18 protein-coding genes, 1 tRNA gene and 1 riboswitch are annotated in these 22,581 nt (G+C 66.0%); of the genes, 11 read left to right on the top strand and 8 right to left on the bottom strand.

The features are described from left to right. Positions 1-159: 159 nt before the first annotated feature. From FGL98_RS00160 to FGL98_RS25145, 6 genes are all read left to right on the top strand, one after another. On the top strand, positions 160-1,977 hold the full coding sequence (locus tag FGL98_RS00160) for a serine/threonine-protein kinase (RefSeq protein WP_186525888.1): 1,818 nt from the start codon (positions 160-162) through the stop codon (positions 1,975-1,977). Positions 1,978-2,089: 112 nt separating this feature from the next. Next, positions 2,090-3,583: a threonine/serine exporter family protein gene (locus tag FGL98_RS00155; protein WP_146314644.1), complete on the top strand. Its 1,494-nt coding sequence runs from the start codon at positions 2,090-2,092 to the stop codon at positions 3,581-3,583. Between the two features lie 326 nt (positions 3,584-3,909). Then, positions 3,910-4,089: riboswitch (cyclic di-AMP (ydaO/yuaA leader) on the top strand. A gap of 6 nt (positions 4,090-4,095) precedes the next feature. Next, complete coding sequence (locus tag FGL98_RS00150) at positions 4,096-4,827, top strand: transglycosylase family protein (RefSeq protein WP_146314643.1); 732 nt, start codon at positions 4,096-4,098, stop codon at positions 4,825-4,827. 142 nt (positions 4,828-4,969) lie between these two features. Further along, positions 4,970-5,045: transfer RNA gene (locus FGL98_RS00145), tRNA-Thr, on the top strand. 157 nt (positions 5,046-5,202) lie between these two features. Continuing rightward, positions 5,203-5,841 (top strand): methylmalonyl-CoA mutase family protein, encoded by a 639-nt coding sequence (locus FGL98_RS26620; RefSeq protein WP_146314642.1) that lies wholly within the window; start codon positions 5,203-5,205, stop codon positions 5,839-5,841. Between the two features lie 94 nt (positions 5,842-5,935). Next, complete coding sequence (locus tag FGL98_RS25145; RefSeq protein ID WP_186525887.1) at positions 5,936-6,082, top strand: hypothetical protein; 147 nt, start codon at positions 5,936-5,938, stop codon at positions 6,080-6,082. 135 nt (positions 6,083-6,217) lie between these two features. Here the strand turns inward: FGL98_RS25145 and FGL98_RS00135 are convergent, their stop codons facing one another. The 3 genes from FGL98_RS00135 to FGL98_RS00125 all read right to left on the bottom strand — a co-directional run bounded on the left by FGL98_RS00135 (position 6,218) and on the right by FGL98_RS00125 (position 12,507). After that, positions 6,218-7,645: an MFS transporter gene (locus FGL98_RS00135; RefSeq protein ID WP_246136286.1), complete on the bottom strand. Its 1,428-nt coding sequence runs from the start codon at positions 7,643-7,645 to the stop codon at positions 6,218-6,220. Between the two features lie 105 nt (positions 7,646-7,750). Further along, positions 7,751-11,623: a hydantoinase B/oxoprolinase family protein gene (locus FGL98_RS00130; RefSeq protein ID WP_146314641.1), complete on the bottom strand. Its 3,873-nt coding sequence runs from the start codon at positions 11,621-11,623 to the stop codon at positions 7,751-7,753. A 173-nt stretch (positions 11,624-11,796) separates the two neighbouring features. Beyond that, on the bottom strand, positions 11,797-12,507 hold the full coding sequence (locus tag FGL98_RS00125) for an isochorismatase family protein (RefSeq protein ID WP_146314640.1): 711 nt from the start codon (positions 12,505-12,507) through the stop codon (positions 11,797-11,799). A 266-nt stretch (positions 12,508-12,773) separates the two neighbouring features. Between FGL98_RS00125 and FGL98_RS00120 the strand changes: the two genes are divergently transcribed. Next, positions 12,774-13,571, top strand: a complete 798-nt coding sequence (locus tag FGL98_RS00120) for an IclR family transcriptional regulator (protein ID WP_146314639.1) — start codon at positions 12,774-12,776, stop codon at positions 13,569-13,571. Positions 13,572-14,227: 656 nt separating this feature from the next. Here FGL98_RS00120 and FGL98_RS00115 read toward each other — a convergent pair. Both FGL98_RS00115 and FGL98_RS26865 read right to left on the bottom strand, forming a co-directional pair. Beyond that, complete coding sequence (locus tag FGL98_RS00115; protein ID WP_342779926.1) at positions 14,228-14,749, bottom strand: aminotransferase class I/II-fold pyridoxal phosphate-dependent enzyme; 522 nt, start codon at positions 14,747-14,749, stop codon at positions 14,228-14,230. After that, positions 14,746-15,081, bottom strand: a complete 336-nt coding sequence (locus FGL98_RS26865; RefSeq protein WP_342779925.1) for a hypothetical protein — start codon at positions 15,079-15,081, stop codon at positions 14,746-14,748. Before FGL98_RS26865 ends, FGL98_RS00115 begins: the two co-directional genes overlap by 4 nt. A gap of 570 nt (positions 15,082-15,651) precedes the next feature. On the opposite strand from FGL98_RS26865, the gene FGL98_RS00110 reads away from it, so the two are divergent. From FGL98_RS00110 to FGL98_RS00095, 4 genes are all read left to right on the top strand, one after another. Then, the gene (locus tag FGL98_RS00110; RefSeq protein WP_146314638.1) at positions 15,652-16,980 is read left to right on the top strand and encodes an MFS transporter; all 1,329 of its coding nucleotides are present in this window, start codon (positions 15,652-15,654) and stop codon (positions 16,978-16,980) included. 240 nt (positions 16,981-17,220) lie between these two features. Beyond that, positions 17,221-18,480 carry an aminopeptidase P family protein gene (locus FGL98_RS00105; RefSeq protein ID WP_146314637.1) on the top strand — a complete coding sequence of 420 codons (1,260 nt, stop codon included), beginning with the start codon at positions 17,221-17,223 and terminating at the stop codon, positions 18,478-18,480. 84 nt (positions 18,481-18,564) lie between these two features. Continuing rightward, on the top strand, positions 18,565-19,359 hold the full coding sequence (locus tag FGL98_RS00100) for an IclR family transcriptional regulator (protein WP_146314636.1): 795 nt from the start codon (positions 18,565-18,567) through the stop codon (positions 19,357-19,359). Next, the gene (locus FGL98_RS00095; protein ID WP_146314635.1) at positions 19,356-19,805 is read left to right on the top strand and encodes a cupin domain-containing protein; all 450 of its coding nucleotides are present in this window, start codon (positions 19,356-19,358) and stop codon (positions 19,803-19,805) included. Before FGL98_RS00100 ends, FGL98_RS00095 begins: the two co-directional genes overlap by 4 nt. Here FGL98_RS00095 and FGL98_RS00090 read toward each other — a convergent pair. From FGL98_RS00090 to FGL98_RS00080, 3 genes are all read right to left on the bottom strand, one after another. After that, on the bottom strand, positions 19,763-20,230 hold the full coding sequence (locus tag FGL98_RS00090) for a nucleoside deaminase (RefSeq protein WP_146314634.1): 468 nt from the start codon (positions 20,228-20,230) through the stop codon (positions 19,763-19,765). The genes FGL98_RS00095 and FGL98_RS00090 overlap by 43 nt on opposite strands. Positions 20,231-20,254: 24 nt before the next feature. Further along, positions 20,255-21,544 (bottom strand): MFS transporter, encoded by a 1,290-nt coding sequence (locus FGL98_RS00085; protein WP_146314633.1) that lies wholly within the window; start codon positions 21,542-21,544, stop codon positions 20,255-20,257. A 317-nt stretch (positions 21,545-21,861) separates the two neighbouring features. Then, positions 21,862-22,560, bottom strand: coding sequence for a GntR family transcriptional regulator (locus tag FGL98_RS00080; protein WP_425460966.1), 699 nt, complete (start codon positions 22,558-22,560; stop codon positions 21,862-21,864). Between the last annotated feature and the right edge of the window lie 21 nt (positions 22,561-22,581).

The raw sequence follows: 22,581 nt of genomic DNA, 5'->3' as shown, positions 1-22,581 counted from the left end.
ACAGGCTGTGAGAAGCCGTCGTGTGTCGCCAGCATAGGTGCGCCCCCGGGGTGGGGTGGCACATACGCACCCCGTTCTCGCTTACCGTGGAGGTATGCGGACCACCCCACGAAGTTCTGCGCTCGCAGGCTCCCCCCGATGCCTCGCGGGGATCCTGTGATGAGCAACGAGCGGGGAACGGGTGCGACGCCGGGCAGCGATGTCTCCGGCGCGGGCGGCCATCGGCTGCCCCAGAGTGGCCTGGTGAGTGCGATCGGCCGGCGTGCCGGCGGCGATCCCACGACCGAGCTGCCGGCCGCATACGAGGCGTTGGGGCCGTATCGGCTGATCGCCCAGGTCGGCGAGGGCGGCATGGGGGTGGTCCACAAGGCCATCGACCGGCAGGGCCACGAGGTCGCCATCAAGGTGCTGCGCGCGCACATCGCTCACGACAGTGGAGCCCGGGAGCGGCTTCGCCGGGAGGTCAGCACCCTGTCGCGGGTGCGTTCGGCCTCGGTCGCGGAGGTGCTCGACGCCGATGTCGACGGAGACCGGCCCTACCTGGTCACCCGCTACGTGCCGGGGCCGCCGCTGGATGCCGTCATTGACGAGCACGGGCCGCTCGGCCCGGATCGACTGGTGCATCTGGGCCGTGGGCTGGCGATGGCACTTCGCGCCATCCACGCCGCCGGCATCGTCCACCGTGACGTCAAGCCGGGCAACGTGCTGATGGACGGTGAGGATCCGGTCCTCATCGACTTCGGCATCGCGCACGTCGCCGACGACGTGCGCCTCACGATGACGGGCCTGGTCATGGGCACACCGGGATACCTCTCACCGGAGATCGTCGAGGGGGCGCCCGTCGCGGAGGCCACCGACTGGTGGGGCTGGGCGGCCACGCTCGCCTTCGCCGCCTCCGGGCAGGCGCCATTCGGCCGAGGCCCGATGCAGGTCGTGCTCGACCGCGTCACGCGGGGGCAGGCCGACCTGTCCGGGGTGGACGAGCGGATGCGACCGCTGCTTGCCGCGGCCCTGTCACCGCATCCGCAGGACCGTCCCACGGCGGACCAAGTGCTCGAGCAGCTGCAGGTGTATGCCGGCGGTGGGCACACCGGGATGATGCCCGTGCGGCCGGCGACCAAACGTATCCCCGGGCGTGCCGCTGCTCCCGCTGCGGCGCCACCGGTGGGCAACACCACCGTGCAGCCGCGGCGAGCGCCCGACCCCACCGAGCAGCTGTCCAGCGCGGCGCCCGTCGACCCGTACGCCGGCGGAGCAGGGCAGGCGTACCCGGGTGCTGCTGCCTACGGGCCGTCGGGTGGGCCGGCAGTCCGCCCGCAGGCGAGTCCGATGGCGGCTTCTCGCAACGACCCGCGCATCGGGCAGCCTGCGCGTACCTGGACGCTCGCCGCGCTCGCCGCCGCGGCAGTCGGTCTCTGCGCGCTGTGGCCGCTCATCGGCGTTGCCCTCATCGTGCTGTGGTCGTTCGCCGCGCGATGGGCCGACAAGGCCATGACGTCGATGGTGCTGCGACGTTTCGGCGCCGGCCCGCGCCGATCGGACAGCTTCATTGCCGTGATCTCCTCACCATGGCACGGGATCCTGGCCGCCGCGTCCACCGTGCTGACTGCGCTGATCCCCCTGTTTGTGGGGGTGTGCACGACGGTCACGGTGGCGCTCGGGTTCGCGATGACCGAGGGTGGTGACGCGCAGCTGAACCGCCCGGTGCCCATCGCGGCCGGTGTGCTCGTGGCCGTCTGGATGCTGTGGTGGGGGCCGGGTGGTGCATCGATGCGCCGTGGTTCGCGCAGCATGGTTCGTGGCGGCGTGCGCGGAGAGCAGCTCACGCGAGTGATCTGCGGACTGCTCGGCGTCATTGCGGTCGGCGCACTGCTGTGGTCGCTGGTGCATCTGCACACCCCGGTCAGCTGGTGGCCGTTCGGCAGTGCCAACCAGGTGCCACTGAACGACTACGTGCCGTCCCTGCCGGGTCGCTGAGCGCGGGGCGCCGGGCCCCCCGCTTGCTTACCGTCGGCCGGCCCGTGACACTCAGACGCGCCCGAGTGCGCGGACAGGTGATGCTCAGCCGGGGGGTTCTAGGCTGACACCCATGGTGCAGCAGCCCGGACACGACACGGATCCGCGCGGCATACCCCTGCCCGCCCGTCGGCGGTTCCTGCAGGGCGAGCCGATGACCGAACCCCTGCCGATCTCGCAGTGGCTGCGCAACACGCCGTATCGCGACCCGCGCATGATGCAGGCGCCCGAGCAGGACGCTGAGACGCGCAAGGCCCTCGAGCTGGCGGTGCGCGTCGGTGAGCTGATGCTGCGCTGCGGTGCGGCGACGCGCAATGTGGAGACGGCGGTCATTGCGGTGGCCGCCGCCACCGGGCTGCGCCGGCTTGAGCTGGACATCACCGCGCAGTCGCTGCTGCTGCAGTGCCCGATGCCGGACGGCAGCCCGGTGACGATGCTGCGCGTGGTGCGGTCCAACACTCGCGACTTCGCACGCCTGACCGCGGTCCATGAACTTGTCCAGGATCTGGTCAAGGAGGGTATCGACGACCTCGACGTCGCGCACAACAGGCTGCGCGCGATCCAGCGCGAACCGCGGCCCTACCCGCACTGGCTGGTGGCCCTCGGGTATGCCGGACTGGCCGGATCAGTGTGTGCGCTGCTGGGTGGTGGGCCGTTCGCGATCGTCATCGCGATCGTGTCCGCGCTCGTCATCGATGTGGTCGACCAGCGGCTGGACCGGCGGGGTCTGCCGAGCTTCTTCATCGCCGGCGCCGCCAGCGCGATCGCGATCGCGCTGGCCTGGTTGGGGTTCCTGGTTGCGGCGCACGGCTGGCTGGGCCTGCACATGACGCCGGCTGACTTCGCCTACGCCGTATCCGGCGGAATCGTTGTCCTCCTGCCGGGGCAGTCGCTGGCCTCGTCAGTGGAGGACGGCATCACCGGATACCCCATCACCGGCGCCGGACGACTGTTGACTGTGGCGCTGTCCACCTCCGGCATCATCGCCGGTGTGGCGATCGGCCTGTCGATCACGCTGCGGCTGGACGACGTGCTGAATCTCGACCTGACGTCACCGAAGGCACTCAACTTCTCGACGGCGCCCACGGGCATCTGGTTGCAGATCATCTGCGGCGCGATCGGTGCCCTCGCGGTTGCGGTCACCCTGCGGCTGCGCCCGCGCCACCTGCTGCCGGCCGCGTCGCTCGGCGCCGTGGCCGCGGGGATCGCCGCAAGCGCGCACCAGGCCGCCGGGCTGGGCGCGACGACTGGCGTCGCGCTCGCCGCCACGATCATGGGGGTGTGCGCGCGGCTGTTCGGGGCCCGGCTCGGCGCGCCCGCGCTGGTCATGGTGCTGCCGGCCGTCACGCCGCTGCTGCCCGGCCTGCGGATCTTCCGCGGCATGTATGACTCGGTTGCCGGCAGCATCGTCGGCAATGCCGCGGTCGGGCCGGGGGAGGCCACCTCGACCCTGTTGGGTGCGGCGGCGGTTGCGCTCGCGATCAGCGCCGGGGTGGTGCTGGGGGACGTGCTGGCCGCCCCGCTGGATGGCTCGGTGGTGCGGCGGCGCCATGCTCGCCGCCGCTGACCCGCCCACCGAGAGGTCACCAATACCCCGCGAGAAGTCACTTTGCGACGCCGACACGCGGTAGATTCGCACATCTGAGTGGTCCATACCAGACGGCGTGGCCCGAATTCACGTGATTCTCAAGATGTCGCCAAACTTTCTAAATTAGTCGAATTCCGCGGAATTCCGGGCGCGACACGCCGCAGAGTGAGAAATTTGGGACTACCGGGCCTTGTGTGGTGCATGTGGTTGCCGTTAGCGTTTGCTTGCCCTCGGGCGCTCGTGACGGTCGGTCTTCGGGGTTTCGACCGGATGTTGCGTGCAGAACTGCATACCGCATCTGTCCACACGTCTGAACGCTGAACCTTCAGCAGGCGTGCGGCCCCAAGCTATTGAGGCCGAAGGGCGGGGGACCCAATACCGGCATCCGCTGTCACGGAGGCCTTGGGGTGAAGTCGGCGCAGCCGGCCGGACGCCTGACAGTCCGAACCCGACAGCTCACCCCGCAAGCGTTCGTCAGGAAAGGAACTGCTTTGCGTTACACACCACGGCACGCGATCGCCAAACCTTCCTCATTCGCGGGGCGTCGCACGGCGGGAGTTGCGCTGGTCTCGGCCGCCACCGTCGGCGCCGGCCTGGCGAGCGCGGGAGCGGCACATGCCGCCACGCCATACAACGTCTGGGACCGCGTCGCAGCCTGTGAGAGCGGCGGCAACTGGGCCATCAGCACCGGCAACGGCTTCTACGGCGGTCTGCAGTTCACCACGTCCACCTGGAATGGTTTCGGTGGCGGGAAGTATGCCTCAAGCGCGCAGTACGCCAGCCGTGACCAGCAGATCTCGATAGCTCAGAACGTTCTTCGTGTGCAGGGACCTGGTGCCTGGCCGGTCTGCTCCAAGCGCGCCGGCCTGACGACCTCCAACGGGCTTGCGGTCGTGGTGAACCCGGGCACGGGTACGAACCCCAGCCCGAACCCGCCGCCCTCGCGCGGTGGCGCGCGCACGCTGGCAATTGATGGTTCATTCGGCCCGCTGACGACGCAGGCTCTGCAGAAGTGGGTCGGCACTCGTCAGGACGGTTCGTTCGGTCCGATCACCAAGCGCGCCTTGCAGCGCAAGATCGGCGTCGTGCAGGACGGTGTCATTGGCCCGCAAACGATCGCGGCGCTGCAGACCCGCATCGGTGCCTCGCACGACGGCGCCTGGCAGTTGAACGCCGCCACGGTCCGTGTACTGCAGGCCTACCTGAACAGATACGTGGTCTGACACGGTAGATGTCGGCAGGGGACCGCTCGGATGATCCGGGTGGTCCGTTGCTGTATGTGTCGGGTGGCCGGACGAGCATCGGCCGATTCGAACTGTGGCGGCTGCTTGGGTAGCATCAGGCGTTGCCTCAATGCAGGCAGCTGCCGGTGTGGCGCAATTGGTAGCGCACCTGTCTTGTAAACAGGGGGTTGTCGGTTCGAGTCCGATCACCGGCTCCATCGTTTGAGCAGCACATTGGCCCGCTGACCTGCGAAGATGCCACTCTTACGATGCCAGCGGACAGTTACTTTGGCGGACAAGTCATGGCTTGGATGTACTCCTTATCGCACGCCTATTGCACGTATGTTGCACGCGAGCCGAGATGACTGACGATGGTTGGCAGGTCGCGGAGAGGAATCGGGCGCATCAGGCGCCTGCCGTCGACGAGGTAACAGGCGGGCTACATCGGGCCCGACGCAGCGAGTCATTCTGCGCCCACCACGTTTCAGACCAGGTGACGCCGAGGCCTGGCTCGGTGGTGAACGATCGCTGATTGCGGCTGACCGGTGGGACCCGCCGACGGCGACGCGGGCGAGGATCGAGCATCCGCTGACGTTCGCTGACTTCTCCAGGCCCTGGCTAGCTGATCGTCCTCCCAAGCCCCGGACTCGTGAGGGATATGCGCATCTGCTTGGCCGATACCTGCTTCCGGCCTTCGGCGAGACTACCCTCACAGGAGTCACACATGGGATCGTCCGCAAGTGGTGTGTCACTTGCCAGCGTGAGCCGTACGAGCCGTTGCGGGTGGACCCGACGATCGAGGCCAATCAGTGTGAGCGGCTCGCGGTGCCGCGCAAGGAGCGGGACAACGACGCGGCCGCCCGGGCACTGGACGGGCTTCGGGCCGCGGCGAAGGGCACCGACAATGTGCTGCTGCCGATGTGCGAGGCGCTGGCCGCCCGGGCCACCGGCGGCGAGGTCAGCAACGCCCTCCGCGACATCTGGGGCACCTACGTGCCGTACGACGTCTTCTGACCATGAGAGTCTGAGAGCGCGTCGCACCAGCCAACCAGTTCCCAGCAGATGAACGCTGGGCACATAATCTGGTGCGGTTAAATCACGAATCCACTTGGCACCCACTGCTACCGGTGCGCCAGACGACCTGGACCGAGTCGTCGCACTGGTCCGAGGCCGCCCGGACCGGGTTGACGGCCGCTGGTTCGAGGACCTGCTCGAGGCCGCGCCCTCGGTCGCCGAACCCGCGCAAGCCCGCTGAAATTGCAGGTCTGCACCCTGACTCCGGCGCGCACTCCCGTTGTCACCGGCGCGGCAGACGCGCTCAATAGTGTCTATCTGCGGTATACCCAAATGAACAGGGTGCGAGCTCGTGCCTCGTTGGCCAATGTTCTTACTAGTCGCCCCTGGCGCTATCTGAGTCTGTCTTCCGCGCGAACCAGATGAGGATCCCGGAAGCGAATATGGGCAGGACCCCCCAGTACAGGACGGAGCTGGTCCACGTCCACCCGCTAGATAGCGAGACGGTGATCAGGACACCGGCGATGATCGATCCTATTTGGCCTGCGGCGTTGATCAGCGCTCCTCCGGTGGCTCTGGTGCGCGTCGGAAAGCTCTCTGCACTGAAAAACAGTAGTGCTGCGTACGGGCCGATGAGGAAGAACAGCCCGGCGCTGTATAGCACGATGATGAGTGCGAACATTCCGTTCGGGACCAGGACCAGCGCCAGGAACGAAGCCCCGCACAGTAACCAGCCGATTCCGATCGCATCGCGGCGGCCGATCCTATCGCCAAGCCACCCGAAGAAGAGATAACCGACGAACGCTGTGCCGTTGGCGATAGCCAGGATCTCGATGGAGTTGTTGAAGGTGATGTTCTTCCCGTCTGGGGCGGTCAGGAAGGAGGTACCCAGGATGTCGAAGGCGAGAACTCCGAGCCAGCTGAGCAGGAATGACAGTCCGATTGTGAGCGCTGGACGTAGCGATTCGCCTCTGAAGACCTCGACGATTGGGGTCCTCGTCTCGGTGAGCGTGAGCCCTTGCGAGTTTGCTAGAGCGCGTGCTTCATCGGTCTTTCCGGCCAGTTGAAGCCGTTCTAGTTCGCGCCGAGCGGCGAACACGGGGCTCTCCTTGAGATACCGTGCCGCGATGATCATGAAGATGGCCGGGAAGACGGAGACGATGAAGCACCATTCCCAGGAGGAGATCGGCAAGATGATATCGATGGAGACTGCCGCCAGCACCGACCCGACCGGCCAACCGGACTGCACAAGGGAGTAGATGAACCCGCGTCGCCGGATCTGTGCGGGGGTGGTGTAGGCGCGTGAGTAGATCTCTCCCAAATAGGTGGCGCTGATGGCTTGCTCGGAGTAGCCAAGACCGGCGAGGGATCGGAAGACGATCAACAGCACGGCCCCGAATGCTGCGGCCACGGCAGCCAGCCACCCGACCGCGGCGGTAGCCAACGAGAAGATCGCTGCGCCGATGACAGCGACAACGATGCCCTTCTTTCTGCCGACCTTGTCTACGAACGGCCCGATCGCGAACGCTACGACAGCGGTCCCGGCCGTGACCCAGGTGTTGATAGCGGTCGACGTGGATGAGCTCCAGCCGAACACGTGGGCAATTTTTGGAAGAAGGTTGCCGAACAGGACGAAGTCATAGACGGCGAACGTCCAAGCGAAGAAACAGATCCAGTTTGCCGTCGTGACATCTCTGGGGGAGAAGGTGGGGATGTTTTCCGATGGTGACTTCGTGGTGAACAATTTGGATACGTTGGTGGCCATTTGCTGACACGCTCCCGACAATTGGGCATGGGCCGTCACACGGCGAAGGTGAGGTGGGGATTGGAAAGCGGTGGCGTGGTGTTGGTGGCTTCCCGTGACCGGAAGCCACCAACACCACGTGAGCCCGCGCTCAGCGGGCGGGCCCTACGAGTGCGTGATCGACTGTATGGTGTGCTGCGCCCGGCGCCTGGTCGTTTCGGCGTCGTCAACGGTCATGCTGACGGGGTCGATGACGACCCCGTAGTCGGCCCGGGCGCGTTCGATGGTGGTGAACTCGTCGAGGACGTCCTCGAGAACCTGGCTGGCGGACCGCTTGTAGGGGTCGCCGTAGCCGCCACCGCTGGGCACGGTGATCTGTAGGGAGTCTCCTGCCTGGATCGGCCGGGCTGTGACTTTCGCCGGCCAGTTCTCCGCGTTCGGGGTGCCGGGGTTGCGCACCACGGAGGCGTTTAGCCCGTCCTGGCCACCGAAGATGCCCCAGGGCAGGTCGGATTCGTGCCGGTCCGCCTCGCAGGTGATGGACGTGTCGACCAGGAAGGTGTTGGTGCGGACAATCCCGATGCCACCGCGATGCTCTCCGGCGGCTGCTGGTTCCTCGCGCAGTTCGTAGCGGTCGGTCCGCATGGGGAAGCGCCACTCCAGCTCTTCGATCGGGTTGTTGCGGGTGTTGGCGATGAGGTTGTCGACCGAGTCCGGGCCGTCACTCTCCGGCCGGCCACCGTAGGAGCCTTCGTTGACTTCCAGGTATACCCAGTACTCACCGGCCTTCTGGTCCCACCCGGAGTAGGACAGGAAGTGGATGTGTGCGGAGTTCCCGGCGGTGATCTTGCCGGGCAGCACGGGCGCGAGAGCCCGCATGGCCAGGTCGACGGCCCGTTGTACTTGCCCGAACCGGGCGAAGCAGGCGGCCGGGTAGGTCGGGTTGAAGATCGTCCCCTCAGGGGCGATCACCTTGACCGGTTTCAGCATGCCCTGGTTTTGCGGCACGAACACCGGGTAGGCGACCTCGTCCAGGAACATCATCCGGGTGATGAACGTGAAGGCCGACACCGTGGTGCCCTCGAACGCGCAGTTGTAGGCGGTGGGTACCTGCGGGCTGGAGCCGGTCAGGTCGTAGGTGATCTCGTCACCCTCGACGATGACCTTCACCTTGATCGGCAGCTTCTTGCCGTAGTTCTTGCCGTCGTCGTCGAGGTAGCCGACCTCGGTCTCGTAGACACCGTCGGGGACCTTGGCGATCTCCTGGCGCAGCATCCGCTCGGAATAGTCGATCCAGCCCTGGCCGGCGTCCTGGACGGCTTGCAGGCCGTACCGGTCGACCACGCCGAGGAACCGGCTCTTGGCCAGCTCGCAGGCGGCGATCATCGCCTCGAGGTCACCGGCGTTGTGCGTGGGAGTGCGAGTGTTGGACAGGATGTGCTCCAGGAGCCGGTCCTGCCGCACGCCCCGGTCGGCGATCTTGAGGCCACGGAAGATCTGCCCCTCGGCGATGTTGTCAACGATGTCGACCATCAGGCCCGGGACGGCGCCGCCGATGTCGAGCAGCTGACCGGATGCCCCGGCGAACCCGACTCGCTTGCCGTCGTGGAAGATCGGGATGATCACCGCCACGTCGGGCGAGTGGGTGGCCCCGAGGTAGGGGTCGTTGTGCAGGATAACGTCGCCCTCGTTGATGTCGTCGCCGAGGACCTGGATGACGCCCTGAACGATCTTGGGCATCGCGCCCATGAACATCGGGGTCGAGTCCGACTCGGCCAGCACATTGCCGTCCGCGTCAAAGACGCCGGCGCCCAGGTCCTCCGACTCTCGGATGATCGAGGAGTACGACATCCGGAACAGGACGGAGGCCATCTCCTTGGCCATCGAGGAGAACGCGCCCCCGATGATCCGCATCAGGATCGGGGTGGCCAGCTCGCCGCCGGTGCTTTCTTCCTCGGCCTGTTGCGGGCACGCGACCACTATGTTGCCGTGCTCGTCGATGTTCGCGGTGAACGCCGGTGGCACGATGACGGTGGTGTCGTACTGCTCGATGATGGCCGGGCCCTCGATGCGCTGTCCGGCGCCGAGCCTGGTGCGGTCGTAGAACGGGGTGGGGAAGGTCTGGGGCTTGCCGTGGACGTCGAACGTCACGTCCTGGGTGGCCACCTTCGCCTCAGTCAACGAGTGCGAGTGTCCTGGTACGTCCGGTGCCTGTAGCGGATCCATCAGTCCGACGCCCAGCACCCGGATGTTGACGATCTCGACCCGGCCGGTCTTGTAGCGGTGCCCGTATTCGCGCTCGTGCGCCTCGTGGAAGGCCTCAATGGTGCGCTCCACCCACTGCGGGGTGATCGGGCCCTGGGGCACCTCGAATCGGACCTCGTACCCCTGTCCCTCATAGCGGCAGTCGGCCAGCCGGGTGAACGTGCGACGGTCTCGGGGGATGCCGTCCACCGACAACTGTCCGGCGGCCTCCTCAACGAGTTCGTCATAACGGTTCTGCAGTGCTGCGGTGTCCACGTCGGGCATCGTGTAGCGCGCCGTGGCGACGTACTCGTACTTCTGGTCGGTGGCGAGCAGGCCTGTCGCTGCGAGGATTCCTGGGTGTGGCGGCACGAGTACCTGCGGGATGCCTAGCTCGGCGGCGATCTCGCACCCGAACAGCGGTCCGGCGCCGCCGCCGGCGACCAGCACGAAGTCTCGAGGGTCGTAACCGCGGCGCACCGAGTTGAGCTCGATCGCCTGGCTCATGCCGAATTTTTGGATCTGCAGGGCGCCGAGGGCGGCTTCGTGCACCGACATGCCGAGCTGGTCCGCGATCGACGTCATGGCGGTCTGGGCCTTGCCGGCATCCATCTGCAGGCCACCGCCTGCGAGGTCACGGTTGGTGCGTAGCCGTCCGAGCACGACCTGCGCGTCGGTGGAGGTGGGCTCTGTGCCGCCGCGGCTGTAGCAGGCGGGGCCAGGCACAGCTCCCGCCGACTGTGGGCCAACCCGGAACACGCCTCCGGCATCGACGTAGGCGATCGACCCGCCACCGGCCCCGATGGTGTCGATGTCGACCATGGGCACCATGGCTTGATAGTCGCCGACCTTGGTGTCCAGCAGATGCCGCATCCGCAGCTTGCCCTGGGCGGCGACGCCGATGTCGGCTGAGGTGCCGCCAATATCGAGGGTGAAGACGTTGTCGAATCCGGCGTTCTGACCGGCCCAGATGCCACCGATGAGCCCGCCGACCGGTCCGGACATCAGCAGGCTTACCGGTCGCTCGGCCGCCATGCTCAGGGGCACCATGCCACCGGAGGACCGCATCAGCAGCACCTCGCGGCGGTATCCGAGATCCTTGACGGCATTCGCCAGCCGGTCCAGGTACCGGGAAACCTTCGGTCCGACATAGGCGTTCAACGCGGTCGTGGAGAATCGCTCGAACTCACGGTAGAGCGGCACGACATCACTCGAGATGGACAAGTACGCTTCCGGGAACTCGTCCGCGACGATCTGTTTGATCCGCTGCTCATGGGCGGGGTTCAGGTAGGAGTGCAGCAGGCAGACCGCGATCGCCTCGACACCTGCGTCCTTCAGGGCGCGCACCCGGTCCCGCACTTCGTCATCGTCCAGGTCGATGAGGACATCCCCGTTCGGCACTGTCACGCGTTCCTTGACGGTCAGGCGGTGCCGGCGCTTGACCAACGGGTCCGTCTGCCACGGGAGGTTCTGCTGCAGGGAGAAATTGAAGGGCTTCTTGTGCCGTGCGATGTGCAGAATGTCACGGAAGCCCTCGGTGGTGATCATCCCCACCTCGGCACCGGTGTGGGTCAGCGCGATGTTCGTCGCGACTGTGGTGCCGTGCACCAATTGATCGATGTCCGCCAGGGCAACTTCTGCCTTGGCGGTGAGCCGCTGCAGGCCGTCGAGGACGGCGCGGGAGGGGTCGTCGGGGGTGGATGGGACTTTTTCGATCACGACCCGCTTGGCGGTGTCGTCGGAGAAGTACAGATCGGTGAACGTGCCACCGACGTCAACGCCAATGCGCTTCATGGGAGTCTCCTGTGGATGCGAGCCGGGGGCGGCGCGTCTAGGTAGTCGGTTTTCGTCGGTTCGTGGTGGTCAAGGTTTCAAGCAGGTGAGGGGAGTAGGAGACCCCATCCGTAAGGCAGTTGCCCGAAATTGCGGTGGCCGCCGACTCGGGGGAGGCAGCGGCCACCGGGTAATCAGGGGGTGGTGGTTTCCTCGAACTTGGGCAGGCCGTTCAGGTAGTCCAGAACGTTGCTCAGGGGCTCGACGTCACCGAATTTGGCGTCCAGGTCGAACAGGTTCCATGCCACGACCCCCGGCACCCGATCGCCCACGGCCTCGCGGACCACGATGGGGCGGAATCCTTCGGCGATCGCGTCCTCGACCGTGTGCCGCACGCAGCCGGCAGCGGTCACGCCGGTGACGATGACGGTGTCGATGCGGTTGGCGGTAAGGAACTGCTGCAGGTTGGTGCCCGGGAAGGCGCTGGCCCGCTTCTTGGTAATGACCAGTTCCCCGGGCTCGGGGGCGATCCTGCTGTCGATCTGGACCGCGTCGCTGCCGACGGCAAGCAACTCCAGCGGGATCTTGGAGACCCACAGGCCCATGTCCGAGGGCTTGCCGGGCTCGGTCACGTCGTAGGCGGTCGTGGTGTAGATCACCGGAACACCCTTGGACCGCGCGGCTTCGTTGAGGTCCTGGCACGCGGGGATGATCGTGTCCATCTCCTTGCAGGAGAACGCGTGGTCCGGGCGTGTCCACGCGTTTGCCATGTCGATGTGAATGATCGCGGGGCGTTTGCCGTAGCCCACCCGGCGTTGGAAACCGCGCTCGGCGTACTCCGCCGAGTCGGTTTTGAAGGTCCGTTCGAGCAGCTCTTGCAGCTCGGTGGTCAGGTCAGTACCCATGTCGGTCTCCCTGTCGTAGAAGGAAAGTCGCAGATGTGCGTGAGAGAGCAATTTTGAAGTTGCTGTGTCATCACAGTAGTTGCTTGTTCAGCAACGCACAAGAGATTCGGTGAAGTTTTTGTGGCCTGGATCACGTCGCAGGGGCGCAGTCGGTCGCCCCGCGGAGGCGGTCCTCGCAGCGGGTGCTCCCCGCGCGCCAGATAGATTGGAGCCGCCAGGGGACCTGCGGCGCCCTCGGTGAACACGGAAGGAAGTAGGTCAGAACCATGCCACCTCGCACACGCCAGCCATCGGAGCACCGCCAGGGGGCCGCGGCATCCCTGTTCAATGGCCTGTCCGTACTCCAGGCCTTCTCCATCGCCCACCCCGTCCTTGGCGTCACCGAAATCGCGGACCGGGTCGGGCTGCACAAGAGCACCGTGTCGCGGATCCTGTCCGGGCTGGCAGATGTGGGCTTTGTCGAGCGCGAGGATGAGTCAGGGCGATACCGCCTCGGCCTCAGCGTCGTCGCGCTGGCAGCGCCGCTGCTCGCTGAGTTGGACGTGCGCCGAGCGGCGCTGCCCTTCCTGGAAGACCTGATGGACCAGACCTCTGAGACGGCAGCGGTCTCGGTCTGGAACGGCACCGAAGCCGTCGTGGTTGAGCAGGTGCCCAGCCCTCATCAGGTCAAGCACTCCGCCAGCATCGGCACGCGCTACACGAAACTTGAATCCTCTTCCGTCCGCGTGTTCCTGGCCGAGTTAGCCCCTGAGCATGCGCAGCAACTCCTGAACACCGGCCAGATAACACGCGGTGACAGTGTCGATCTCGCCGACCCCATCGGGCCCCGCCTGGCAAGGATCCGGGACGCCGGCGTCGCGGTCAACGACGGGCTGACCACCGACGAAGAGTTCGGGGTATCCGCGCCCGTGCGAGACGTACGAGGCTTTGCCGCCGGATGCATCACCCTCAGCGCCCCCCGCTCACGCGTGCACCGGCACGACAACCAAGACGCGCTGATCGTCGCAGTACGTGACACTGCCAAGAGAGTATCCATGCGGCTGGGCCTACCAGAAGCAGGATAAGTACCCGTCCAACCAACCAAGAAACGCCAACCGTCCGGCCGAGACAATCGTCTCCGCCTGGCTTGCGCCCATGGTGGCGAACCGCAGCGAAGACCACTCCGATCAAACAAGGCGTCCTCGAGGCGCGAGTCTGGCCGGAAGCGGCGAACTCGGGACAATGAGGCGATCACGTCGCGCCTGGACCGAGCCGTGTGCAAGCCCGAAAGTCGCTGGCCTCATTGACCTATTGAAAGGGCCTGGGGTTCGGTGCGCGTCGCTCGAAAGCGACCGTGACCTACTGTCGTGGTTGGTGTCCGCTGAGGCAGGCTTGCCACCCTCGGACACGGCGACCGACCTTCCCGCCACCAGCATGTCTGACAGCGCACGCTGCACACTGCCGGGTCGGCTGGTGCGCAGCCGCCTCCATGGGGCCCGGCTGCCCGATGATTACGCCGAACGCTGTTTGGGGACACGATAACGATCCAAGGTGGGATGGGCCCGTAGCGCCGTGACCGCCTGCTGGGGGATCCAGGCCCTCGGTGATTGCCGCCACGGAGATGCCCGAATAGGCGAATCCCCGGCCTGCGGCCGACCAAAGTGCAACCCCTCGGGGCCTTTCAGCGCCTCAAATCCGCCGTACTGCACAAAGTGGGTCGTGCACGACTCGTCGTTGGTGTTCAGCTTGGCAATGACATCGGCAATGGGCTGCGGGGCGGCCGCGCAGCGAGCCGCAACCCGGTCGTCGCGAACTGTTTGGAGAACGTGTACACAATCGTGGTCCGTTCCGGCATTGCTGGCAGCGACGCGATCGAGGACGGCGCGCCCGAACACCGCATCTCAAAATGCGCCTCGTCGGACAGCACCTGCAGATCATGGCGACGGGCCAGACCAGCGATGTCCTCTCGCTCCACCTGGCTGGATTCGGCGCTCATCGGGTTCTGAAGATCGTTGTAGATCAAGACCGTCGTCCGGGGCGTGATCAGATCCCGCATCTGGTCCACATCGATCCGGAAACCGGTCGCGGTCGGCACGTAGCGGTGGGCCTTCGCGACACCACCGTCGTAGTCGATCTGGCTCTCGTGGATCGGGTACCCGGGATTGGGGTAGAGGACCTCGTCGCCGGGGTTCATCACCGCCTGGATGAACTTGCCGATCACCGGCTTGCCGCCGGGCTGCACGACGATCTGGGTGGGATTCAAGGACGGCCACGGTTGGCACCGATGTTCTGAGCCAGCACCGCTTGCAACTGCGAGATACCCGCTCCAGGGCGGTAGCCAGTCTTGCCGGCCCGGACCGCCGCAAACATCGCCTCCACCACGTTCGGTGGAGTCGGCAGGTCGATGTTGCCGAGATGAAATGGGTAGATGTTGCCCGGATCGCCGTGCCGATCCCATTCGTGGCCAGATCCAGCGATGCCGGGTCCCCCGATAGGCCGGCTCGGCTCGACCGTTGAATCGGGCTGAGCCCGTCTTCGACCTGAGTCGCCCAGTCGTCGAAGAACTCGAGCAGTGCGCTGCTTGAGGTCGGCCACGACAACCGACCCGTGCGACCCGGACGGCCCGTGTGCGCTGCGTCCGGCGCCCCGCCGGTCATGCAGGGCACCGCCTCCGGGGAGAGCTGGAACTCGTGGATCGGGGCTTGGGACATACCCCTCGCTACCGTGTCGAGCAGGAGCACCATGACCCGCATGTCAACGGTGCCGTCTCGCTTCAGCTCCTGAATGGCCAGGGCGACGCCTTCGTATAGACACCCTGCGTTCGTTGCTGATTCGCCTCAGGTTCGGCACGGCACCCTCGGGCGCGTGGGCCGCCCCGACACCGGCTACGACGAGGCGTTCGCCGCGCTCGGAGGGCACTGGGTGGCGGGTCGGAGATCTGAGGGCCCGGGGGTATTGACAACGTCTCAGACTGTGACTAGCGTCGCATCCCAGGCAACCGGGTTGTATTGAATGCAACTTCATATTTAGTCGTCTGGATCATCTCCCTTCATCGGGCCGACATGCGCTTGGCGAGGACCTTTGCCCGGTCCGCGAGAACCAGTCCATCAGCGCGTTATCGACGCGCCCCCTTACCTTCCCTTCGACCACTCAGGAGAGTGGGCCATGGTCACCAGCAACCATTCGGAAGTTCAGTTACCCGCAGTGTCGCAGGCGGTAGCCCCACCGGCCCTCCTACGCAAGGTCATGGCTGCCAGCTTCGTCGGCAATTTCGTCGAGTGGTACGACTACGCCGTCTACAGTTACCTTGCTGCAACCATCGGAGACGTTTTCTTCCCGAAGTCGGACCGCACCACGCAACTGCTGGCCGCATTCGCAGTCTTTGCAGTCTCGTTCGTTATCCGCCCGCTTGGCGGCCTCGTATGGGGGCACTACGGCGACAAGATCGGACGTCGGACGGCACTTTCGTTGTCCATCCTGATCATGTCGGGTGCTACCTTCTGCATGGCCCTGATCCCCGGCTATGCCCAGGTTGGCCTCTGGGGCGCAGTGATCCTGCTGGTTGTTCGCCTGGTGCAGGGCTTTTCTGCGGCCGGCGAGTACGCCGGCGCCTCAGCCTTCCTTGCAGAGTATGCACCAGAGGGAAAGCGCGGCCTCTATGTCAGCACGGTTCCGGCCTCCACGGCAGCAGGCCTCCTCTTCGGCTCGCTACTGGTGGCGCTCCTCAGCGCGCTGATCAGTACGGACCAGATGCAGTCCTGGGGGTGGCGCCTGCCGTTCCTGCTCGCCGCACCACTTGGACTGATCGGGCGCTACATCCGACTCAAGTTGGAGGACACGCCCAAGTTCCGCGAGCTCGAGCTGCGGCACGACGCGAAGAACACGCCACTGAAGGATCTGTTTACCAATCACCGCCGGGCGATCCTCATCGCCTTCGGTGTCACCCTCCTCAACGCTGTGGGCTTCTACCTGGTTCTCACCTACATGCCGACCTACCTGAGTGAGGAGTTGAATGTCAGCACGACGGAGTCATTCATCGCCACATCCGTCACCTTGTTCATATACATCTTCCTGATCTTCATCATGGGCACGCTGTCCGACCGGTTCGGCCGCAAGCGCGTCCTGATCGCGGCCGGCGTCGGCTTCGCCCTCTTGACCGTCCCCTTGTTCTATGCGCTCGGTGCCGTCGGGATAGTCGGGATGGTCGCCATCGAGATAGTTCTGGCTGCTCTGCTGACCCTCAACGACGGGACGCTCGCGTCGTTCCTGTCGGAAATCTTCCCGACCCGGGTGCGCTACAGCGGATTCGCCTTCAGTTTTAACTCCGCGAACGCACTCTTCGGTGGTACCGCGCCATTCGTTGCCACGCTCTTGATCAAGCTCACCGGCAGCAAGATCGCACCGGCCTGGTATCTCGTGGCGGCAGCGATTGTTGCGGTCGCGACCATGGCGTTCGCGAAGGAGACCGCCAAGGATCCACTGCCCGACGCCTGACTTTCCATATGACTCGACTGCCACCGAGGGGCAGATGTGCGCATCGTCACCGGTGATCACCCCGGGTGACAGACCTTGATCCGGCCCTTGAAAAAGGGATCCGTGACACTACAGTGAATGCAACGACGTTGTGATTAATGCAACTTTAGATCGATGTCTGCGCTGGCCGACGCCAGATCGCGCTACGCCACCCGCGAGCTCCGAGGAGCCTCGTCCGACCACCAGAACAAAGGAGCAGTTATGACCGACACCACCACCACAGCGGCCGTTTCCGATGTCGCGCAGCTCGAGCGGCTGAAGGTGCTGCACAACGGCACCAAGGGCAAGTTGACGTTCTCGGACGCCGAGATGGAACGGCGCCTGACGGGTCTGCGCACGATCATGGCGGAGCAGGGCCTGGACGCGGTCATCCTCACGTCTTGGCACAACATCAAGTACTACTCCGACTTCCTGTTCACCTACTTCGGTCGGTCCTACGCCATGGTCGTCACGGCGAACGACCAGGTGACCATCACCGCGAACATCGATGCCGGGATGCCCTGGCGCACCAGCTATGGCGAGAACATCGTCTACACCGACTGGCGCCGCGACAACTACTTCCACGCCATCCAGGAGGCGTTGCGCCAGCGCGGTGTCACGGCGAAGCGGATCGGCATTGAGGACGACAGCCTCCCGCTCGCCACCCGTGACAAGTTCCAGGCCGCCTTCCCCGGCGCGACACTCGTCGATGTCGCGCAGGCCGCTATGCGGCAGCGAATGATCAAGTCGGATGAGGAGATCACCGTCATCCGGCACAGTGCCCGCATTGCCGATCTGGGTGGTGAGGCGGTCAAGGCTGCTGTCAAGGAGGGCATCTCCGAATACGAGGTGGCACTGATCGGCACCGAGGCGATGGTGCACGAGATTGCCAAGACCTTCCCTGAGCAGGAGGTGCGTGACACCTGGGTGTGGTTCCAGTCCGGCATCAACACCGACGGTGCACACAACTGGGCGACCACCCGGCAGGTCCGCAAGGGCGACATCCTGTCGCTCAACTGCTTCCCCATGCCCTCCGGGTACTACACGGCCCTCGAGCGCACCCTGTTCTACGGGCAGCCCGACGCGAGGTCCCTCGAGCTGTGGAACATCAACGTCGAGGTGCACAAGCGTGGACTCGAGCTGATCAGGCCCGGAGCTGTTTGCAAGGACATCGCCGCCGAGCTCAACACGATCTATGTGGAGCACGGCTTGCTCGCCAACCGCACGTTCGGCTACGGCCATTCCTTCGGCGTGCTCAGCCACTACTACGGGCGCGAGGCCGGCCTGGAGCTTCGCGAGGACATCGACACCGTGCTCGAGCCGGGCATGGTCGTCTCGATGGAGCCGATGATCACGGTGCTCGACGGACAGCCAGGCGCTGGCGGATACCGCGAGCACGACATCTGTGTCGTCGGTGCGAACGGCGCCGAGGACATCACGAAATTCCCATTCGGCCCGGATCACAACATCATCGAGGCCTGAGCGTCCCCGGGTGGCGGCACCGCCAGGTGCCGTCTTCCGGGCAGGTCAGTCGCCAGGTCAGCCCCTGACTCATAGGATCGGCCCATGCCGCGATATACAACGACCAGTGCAGGTGCACCCGGCGCCTCGGTCATCGAGAACACGGTGGCGATCCTGCGTTGCTTCAGCCCGGACCGTCAGCTGCTCGGTGTCACCGAGATCGCCAAGGAGGTCGGACAGCACAAGAGCACCGTCTCGCGGACACTGGCCTCGCTGGAGCGGGAAGGCATCGTCGAGCAGGACGCGACCCGTCGGTACCGGCTTGGTCTGGGGATCTTGACGATCGCCGGTCCGCTGCTGGCCGATCTCGATGTGCGCCGCGCCGGTTTTCCAGTGCTGCAGAGACTCACGGAAGCGACGGGCGAGACCAGCGCCCTGATGGTGTGGAACGACACCGAGGCGATCACCGTCGAGCAGATCCCCAGCCCGCACCAGGTCAAGCACACGTCGAGCATCGGGTCGCGCTACCGGACCGCACTGAGCGCGTCGGTGCAGGTGTTCCTGGCCGGCGACGATCCGGAGCGCGTCCGGCAGCTGCTCCGCGAGGGCGCCGTCACCGGCATCGGCGAGAAGGCAGTGCCGAAGTATCTGGCTCGCCTGGCTGGCGCGGCGGAGCTCGGCTATGCCGTCAACGGGGCAGAAACCGCATCCGAGGAGGTTGGTGTGGCTGCCCCCGTCAGGGACCACCGCGGTGCGATCGTCGCGGCCGTGCTGATTGCTGCTCCCCGGTTCCGCACAGACGATGCAGCGATGGACGAGCTGGGCAAGCAGTGTGCCGCCGCGGCTTCCCAGGTGACGCTGCGCCTTGGCGGGCGCACGGACCACGAAACGGAACGATGATCGAACGGGCGGGCGAGAACGCCTTCGACTACACCCTGCACGGCGGCAATGGGTCCATCAGGATGCAGTGGCATTTCTTCGACGACTCGCTCCTGGCGGTCGCCGTGCAGACCTGGGAGCTGCCGCCCGGGGCCGGCGAGGGACGGCACACCCACGACCCGGACGAGCAGCCGCTTGACGAGCTCTACCTGGTGCTCGCGGGCACCGGTCGTATGCACGTCGATGACGAGATCCATGACCTCAGCGCCGGAGACAGCGTCTTGGCCACCGCTGGCACCAGCCACGATCTGGCCAACACCGGGCCAGACCTGCTCCGCGTCCTGGTGGTCTGGGGTTCGCCAGGGACGACCGACTGGTCGCAGTTCGGGACAGCTCGAGCGGCACGACAGGCCAGAGAAGCGGGTCAGCGAACGTCGCCGATGTCCTCGGCCCAGACGGACGGATAGCGCTCCTGGAACTGGCGCATCAGTGCGCTGCAGTGCTCGTCCTGCAACAGGATGATCTCGACGCCGCGCGATCGGAGCAGCTCCAGCTCACCGGGGAACGTCTCGGCCTCGCCGACCACGACGCGGGGGATGCCGAACTGGATGATCGCGCCCGCGCACATCGCACATGGCGCGAGCGTCGTGTAGAGGACGGCTTGGCGGTACGAGGTGCGCCGGCCCGCGTCGCGCAGGCACGAGATCTCTCCGTGCGCCGTGGGATCCGAACCTTGCACGCGCAGGTTGCGTCCCGTCGCGACCAGCTCTCCGTCGAGGTCGAGGGCGCTGCCCACCGGGACTCCGCCGTCGGCGAGCCCGTCCTGTGCCTCGCGCACTGCCGCGTCGAAGCTTGACTGCTGCCACGGTCCGCCGTCGGCCGAGTTCGTCATGCGATCCACCTCATGTGTTGTCCGTCACCGCATTGTCGCGGCCGTCCCTGTGACCTCTGATGGCCCCGGCGGAAGGGTGTCCTCCAGGGCCGTCGGTCGGCAAAAGAGGACTCCGCCGATTGTCAGCGGCACCAGGGTCACTCCTAGGAAGCCGAACGATGCCTGCCAGGTGCCGGTAAGCGAGTGCAGCAGCCCGGTGACCAGTGGCCCGGCGGCGGCAAGCAGGTAGCCGAAGCCCTGCATGAAGCCGGACAGCGCGACCGCGCCCTCGTGGGTCAAGGTGCGGAGGTTGGCCAGGGCAAGGGCCAGGGGGAAGCCGGTGGCTGCCAGCCCGCAGAGCACCGTCCAGAGCAGCGGCGCGCGTGACGGCGCCAGGGCGAGGCCGGCGTATCCCACGAGATAGCAGGAAAGTCCGGCGATCACAAGGACTAGCGGATTGCGCAGCTTGACGGCGATCCAGGGGATGGTGAGCGCGAGTGGCAGGCTCATCAGCGAGTAGAGGCCGAGCAACGAGCCCGCGTCGCCGCGACTGATGCCGGCGTCCGTGAGGATCTGCGGCAGCCAGGTGAAGATCGGGTAGGTGTTCAAAGATGTCATGCCAATGAGGAGCGTGGCGCCCCAGGCAAGGCGGTTGCGTAGCAGCGCACGGACGGCGATCCGGGTGCCGGTGGCCGCCGCCACGGCGTACCCACTGGGGTCAGCGTCTGCGTCCTGGTGCGCGCTACGTGAGCCGCCGGTGCTCAGCAGCACCCAGGGCCACCCGGCCAGCAGGGATAGGCCGGCCCACCCGCCGAGGGACGTACGCCAGCCACCGGCATCGGCGATCGGCACCGCGAGGAACGCGGGAAGGGCCGTGCCGAGTTGCAGGAAGATGCCGTACAGCACGGTGAGGGCGCCGATCCGGTCGGGGAAATATCGCTTGACCAGGGGCGGGAGCAGCACGTTACCCATGCCCATCCCCACAAGCGCCACGAACTGCGGCAGGAAGAAGAAGACGGCTCCCGGAGAGAGCGCCCGGACCACCATGCCGAGGGTCGCCAGCACCATGGCCAGGGCGGCCGCGCGGTCGGCCCCGAGACGGCGGATGACCGTCGGGGTGGCGATGCCCGCGAGTCCGAAGATCACCGGCGGAAGTGCGCCCAGCACGCTGGCCTGGGTGTTCGACATGTGTAGCTGCTGCTGGATCGGCGCCAGCACCGGGGCGATCGAGGTGATGGCCGAACGGAGGTTGAGCGCGAGAAGCGGGATGGCGAGCAGGGCGAGGACGCGGCCCCCGAGGTGTCCTGCCCTCGGGGGCCGCATCCGGGTGCTCACGGGAGAGAGAATGTGCGGCGCCTTTCCGTACGGTGCTACTCATCGAGCCATTCGACGAAGTTGCCGATGAAGCCGCCGGCGATCACCCGTCGCATGACTTGCGGTGGCGCGGCGAGTTTGGCGGGATTGCGGGACGAGTCCTGGATGACGTCCATCTCGCTCCGCTCGATAGGAATTGGGGCGATGCGACAACGTTGCATTGATGGCGACGCTGATGCGTCATATGCACCATAAGAGGTGCGCTGTGACGCAGTCAACCGCTCCGCCCGGGTAATGCTTTGTAAGGCATCGCCCGTGAGCGCATGCGGGCGAGAGTCTCAGAGGGCAGCGCGAATGGACTGCTCGAATGAGGTGATGTGTGCGCGCGTGAGGTCGGCGGCCCGGTCCGGGTCGCCGGCCAGGATCGCCTTGATGAGCGGGCCGTGCTCGGCCACGTGACCAGCCATGGTCGGGAGGCGGTCCAGGAACAGGCACCAGATGCGCGTCGCCAGGTTGTCGTAGCGGATCAGGGTGTCTTCGAGATAGGGGTTGTGCGCGGTGGCGTAGATCGCGCGATGCACCTGCATGTCCAGCTGCATGAGGGCGCCGCCCGGCTGCAGGTCGTCGGGTGCGGTTCGGACCGCCGACAGGAGATCCTCCAGGTGCTCGTGGTCGGTATGGGTCGCCCGCGTTGCGGCGCTGGCGGCGGCGAACGGCTCCAACTGGCTGCGCACCTCGGAGATGTGGGTCAGGTCGGTGATGTGCACCTCGGTCGCGAAGGTGCCGCGGCGGGGGTAGGCGACGACAAGTCGCTCGGTCTCCAGGCGCTTCAGCGCCTCGCGCACCGGGGTTCTTCCCACGGCGAGCACCTTGGTCAGCTGGTCCTCGTTGATCGGGGCACCCGGCCGGATCTGCAGCATCACCAGCTGGTCCCGGATGGCGCGATAGGAGCGCTCGGCCAATGAGAGCTCGTCATTGCCGGCGTTCAGCGCCGGCGTCAAATCGGTGCCCCGTGGGGTCTTGACTGCCTCCGTCACATCGCATACCTTACTGGACAA

This window comes from Leekyejoonella antrihumi (genome assembly GCF_007845645.1).
GTDB lineage: Bacteria > Actinomycetota > Actinomycetes > Actinomycetales > Dermatophilaceae > Leekyejoonella > Leekyejoonella antrihumi.
Note: the sequence above shows the minus strand (reverse complement) of the source record. Positions and strands in the feature narration are given on the sequence as shown.

What these genes read in the sequence shown, in the direction of transcription:
- FGL98_RS00125 (WP_146314640.1), bottom strand. Translation starts at nt 12,507, where the DNA reads ATGGGTACTGACCTGACCACCGAGCTGCAAGAGCTGCTCGAACGGACC.
- FGL98_RS00100 (WP_146314636.1), top strand. Translation starts at nt 18,565, where the DNA reads ATGCCGCGATATACAACGACCAGTGCAGGTGCACCCGGCGCCTCGGTC.
- FGL98_RS00155 (WP_146314644.1), top strand. Translation starts at nt 2,090, where the DNA reads ATGGTGCAGCAGCCCGGACACGACACGGATCCGCGCGGCATACCCCTG.
- FGL98_RS00090 (WP_146314634.1), bottom strand. Translation starts at nt 20,230, where the DNA reads ATGACGAACTCGGCCGACGGCGGACCGTGGCAGCAGTCAAGCTTCGAC.
- FGL98_RS00130 (WP_146314641.1), bottom strand. Translation starts at nt 11,623, where the DNA reads ATGAAGCGCATTGGCGTTGACGTCGGTGGCACGTTCACCGATCTGTAC.
- FGL98_RS00120 (WP_146314639.1), top strand. Translation starts at nt 12,774, where the DNA reads ATGCCACCTCGCACACGCCAGCCATCGGAGCACCGCCAGGGGGCCGCG.
- FGL98_RS00160 (WP_186525888.1), top strand. Translation starts at nt 160, where the DNA reads ATGAGCAACGAGCGGGGAACGGGTGCGACGCCGGGCAGCGATGTCTCC.
- FGL98_RS00110 (WP_146314638.1), top strand. Translation starts at nt 15,652, where the DNA reads ATGGTCACCAGCAACCATTCGGAAGTTCAGTTACCCGCAGTGTCGCAG.
- FGL98_RS00095 (WP_146314635.1), top strand. Translation starts at nt 19,356, where the DNA reads ATGATCGAACGGGCGGGCGAGAACGCCTTCGACTACACCCTGCACGGC.
- FGL98_RS00105 (WP_146314637.1), top strand. Translation starts at nt 17,221, where the DNA reads ATGACCGACACCACCACCACAGCGGCCGTTTCCGATGTCGCGCAGCTC.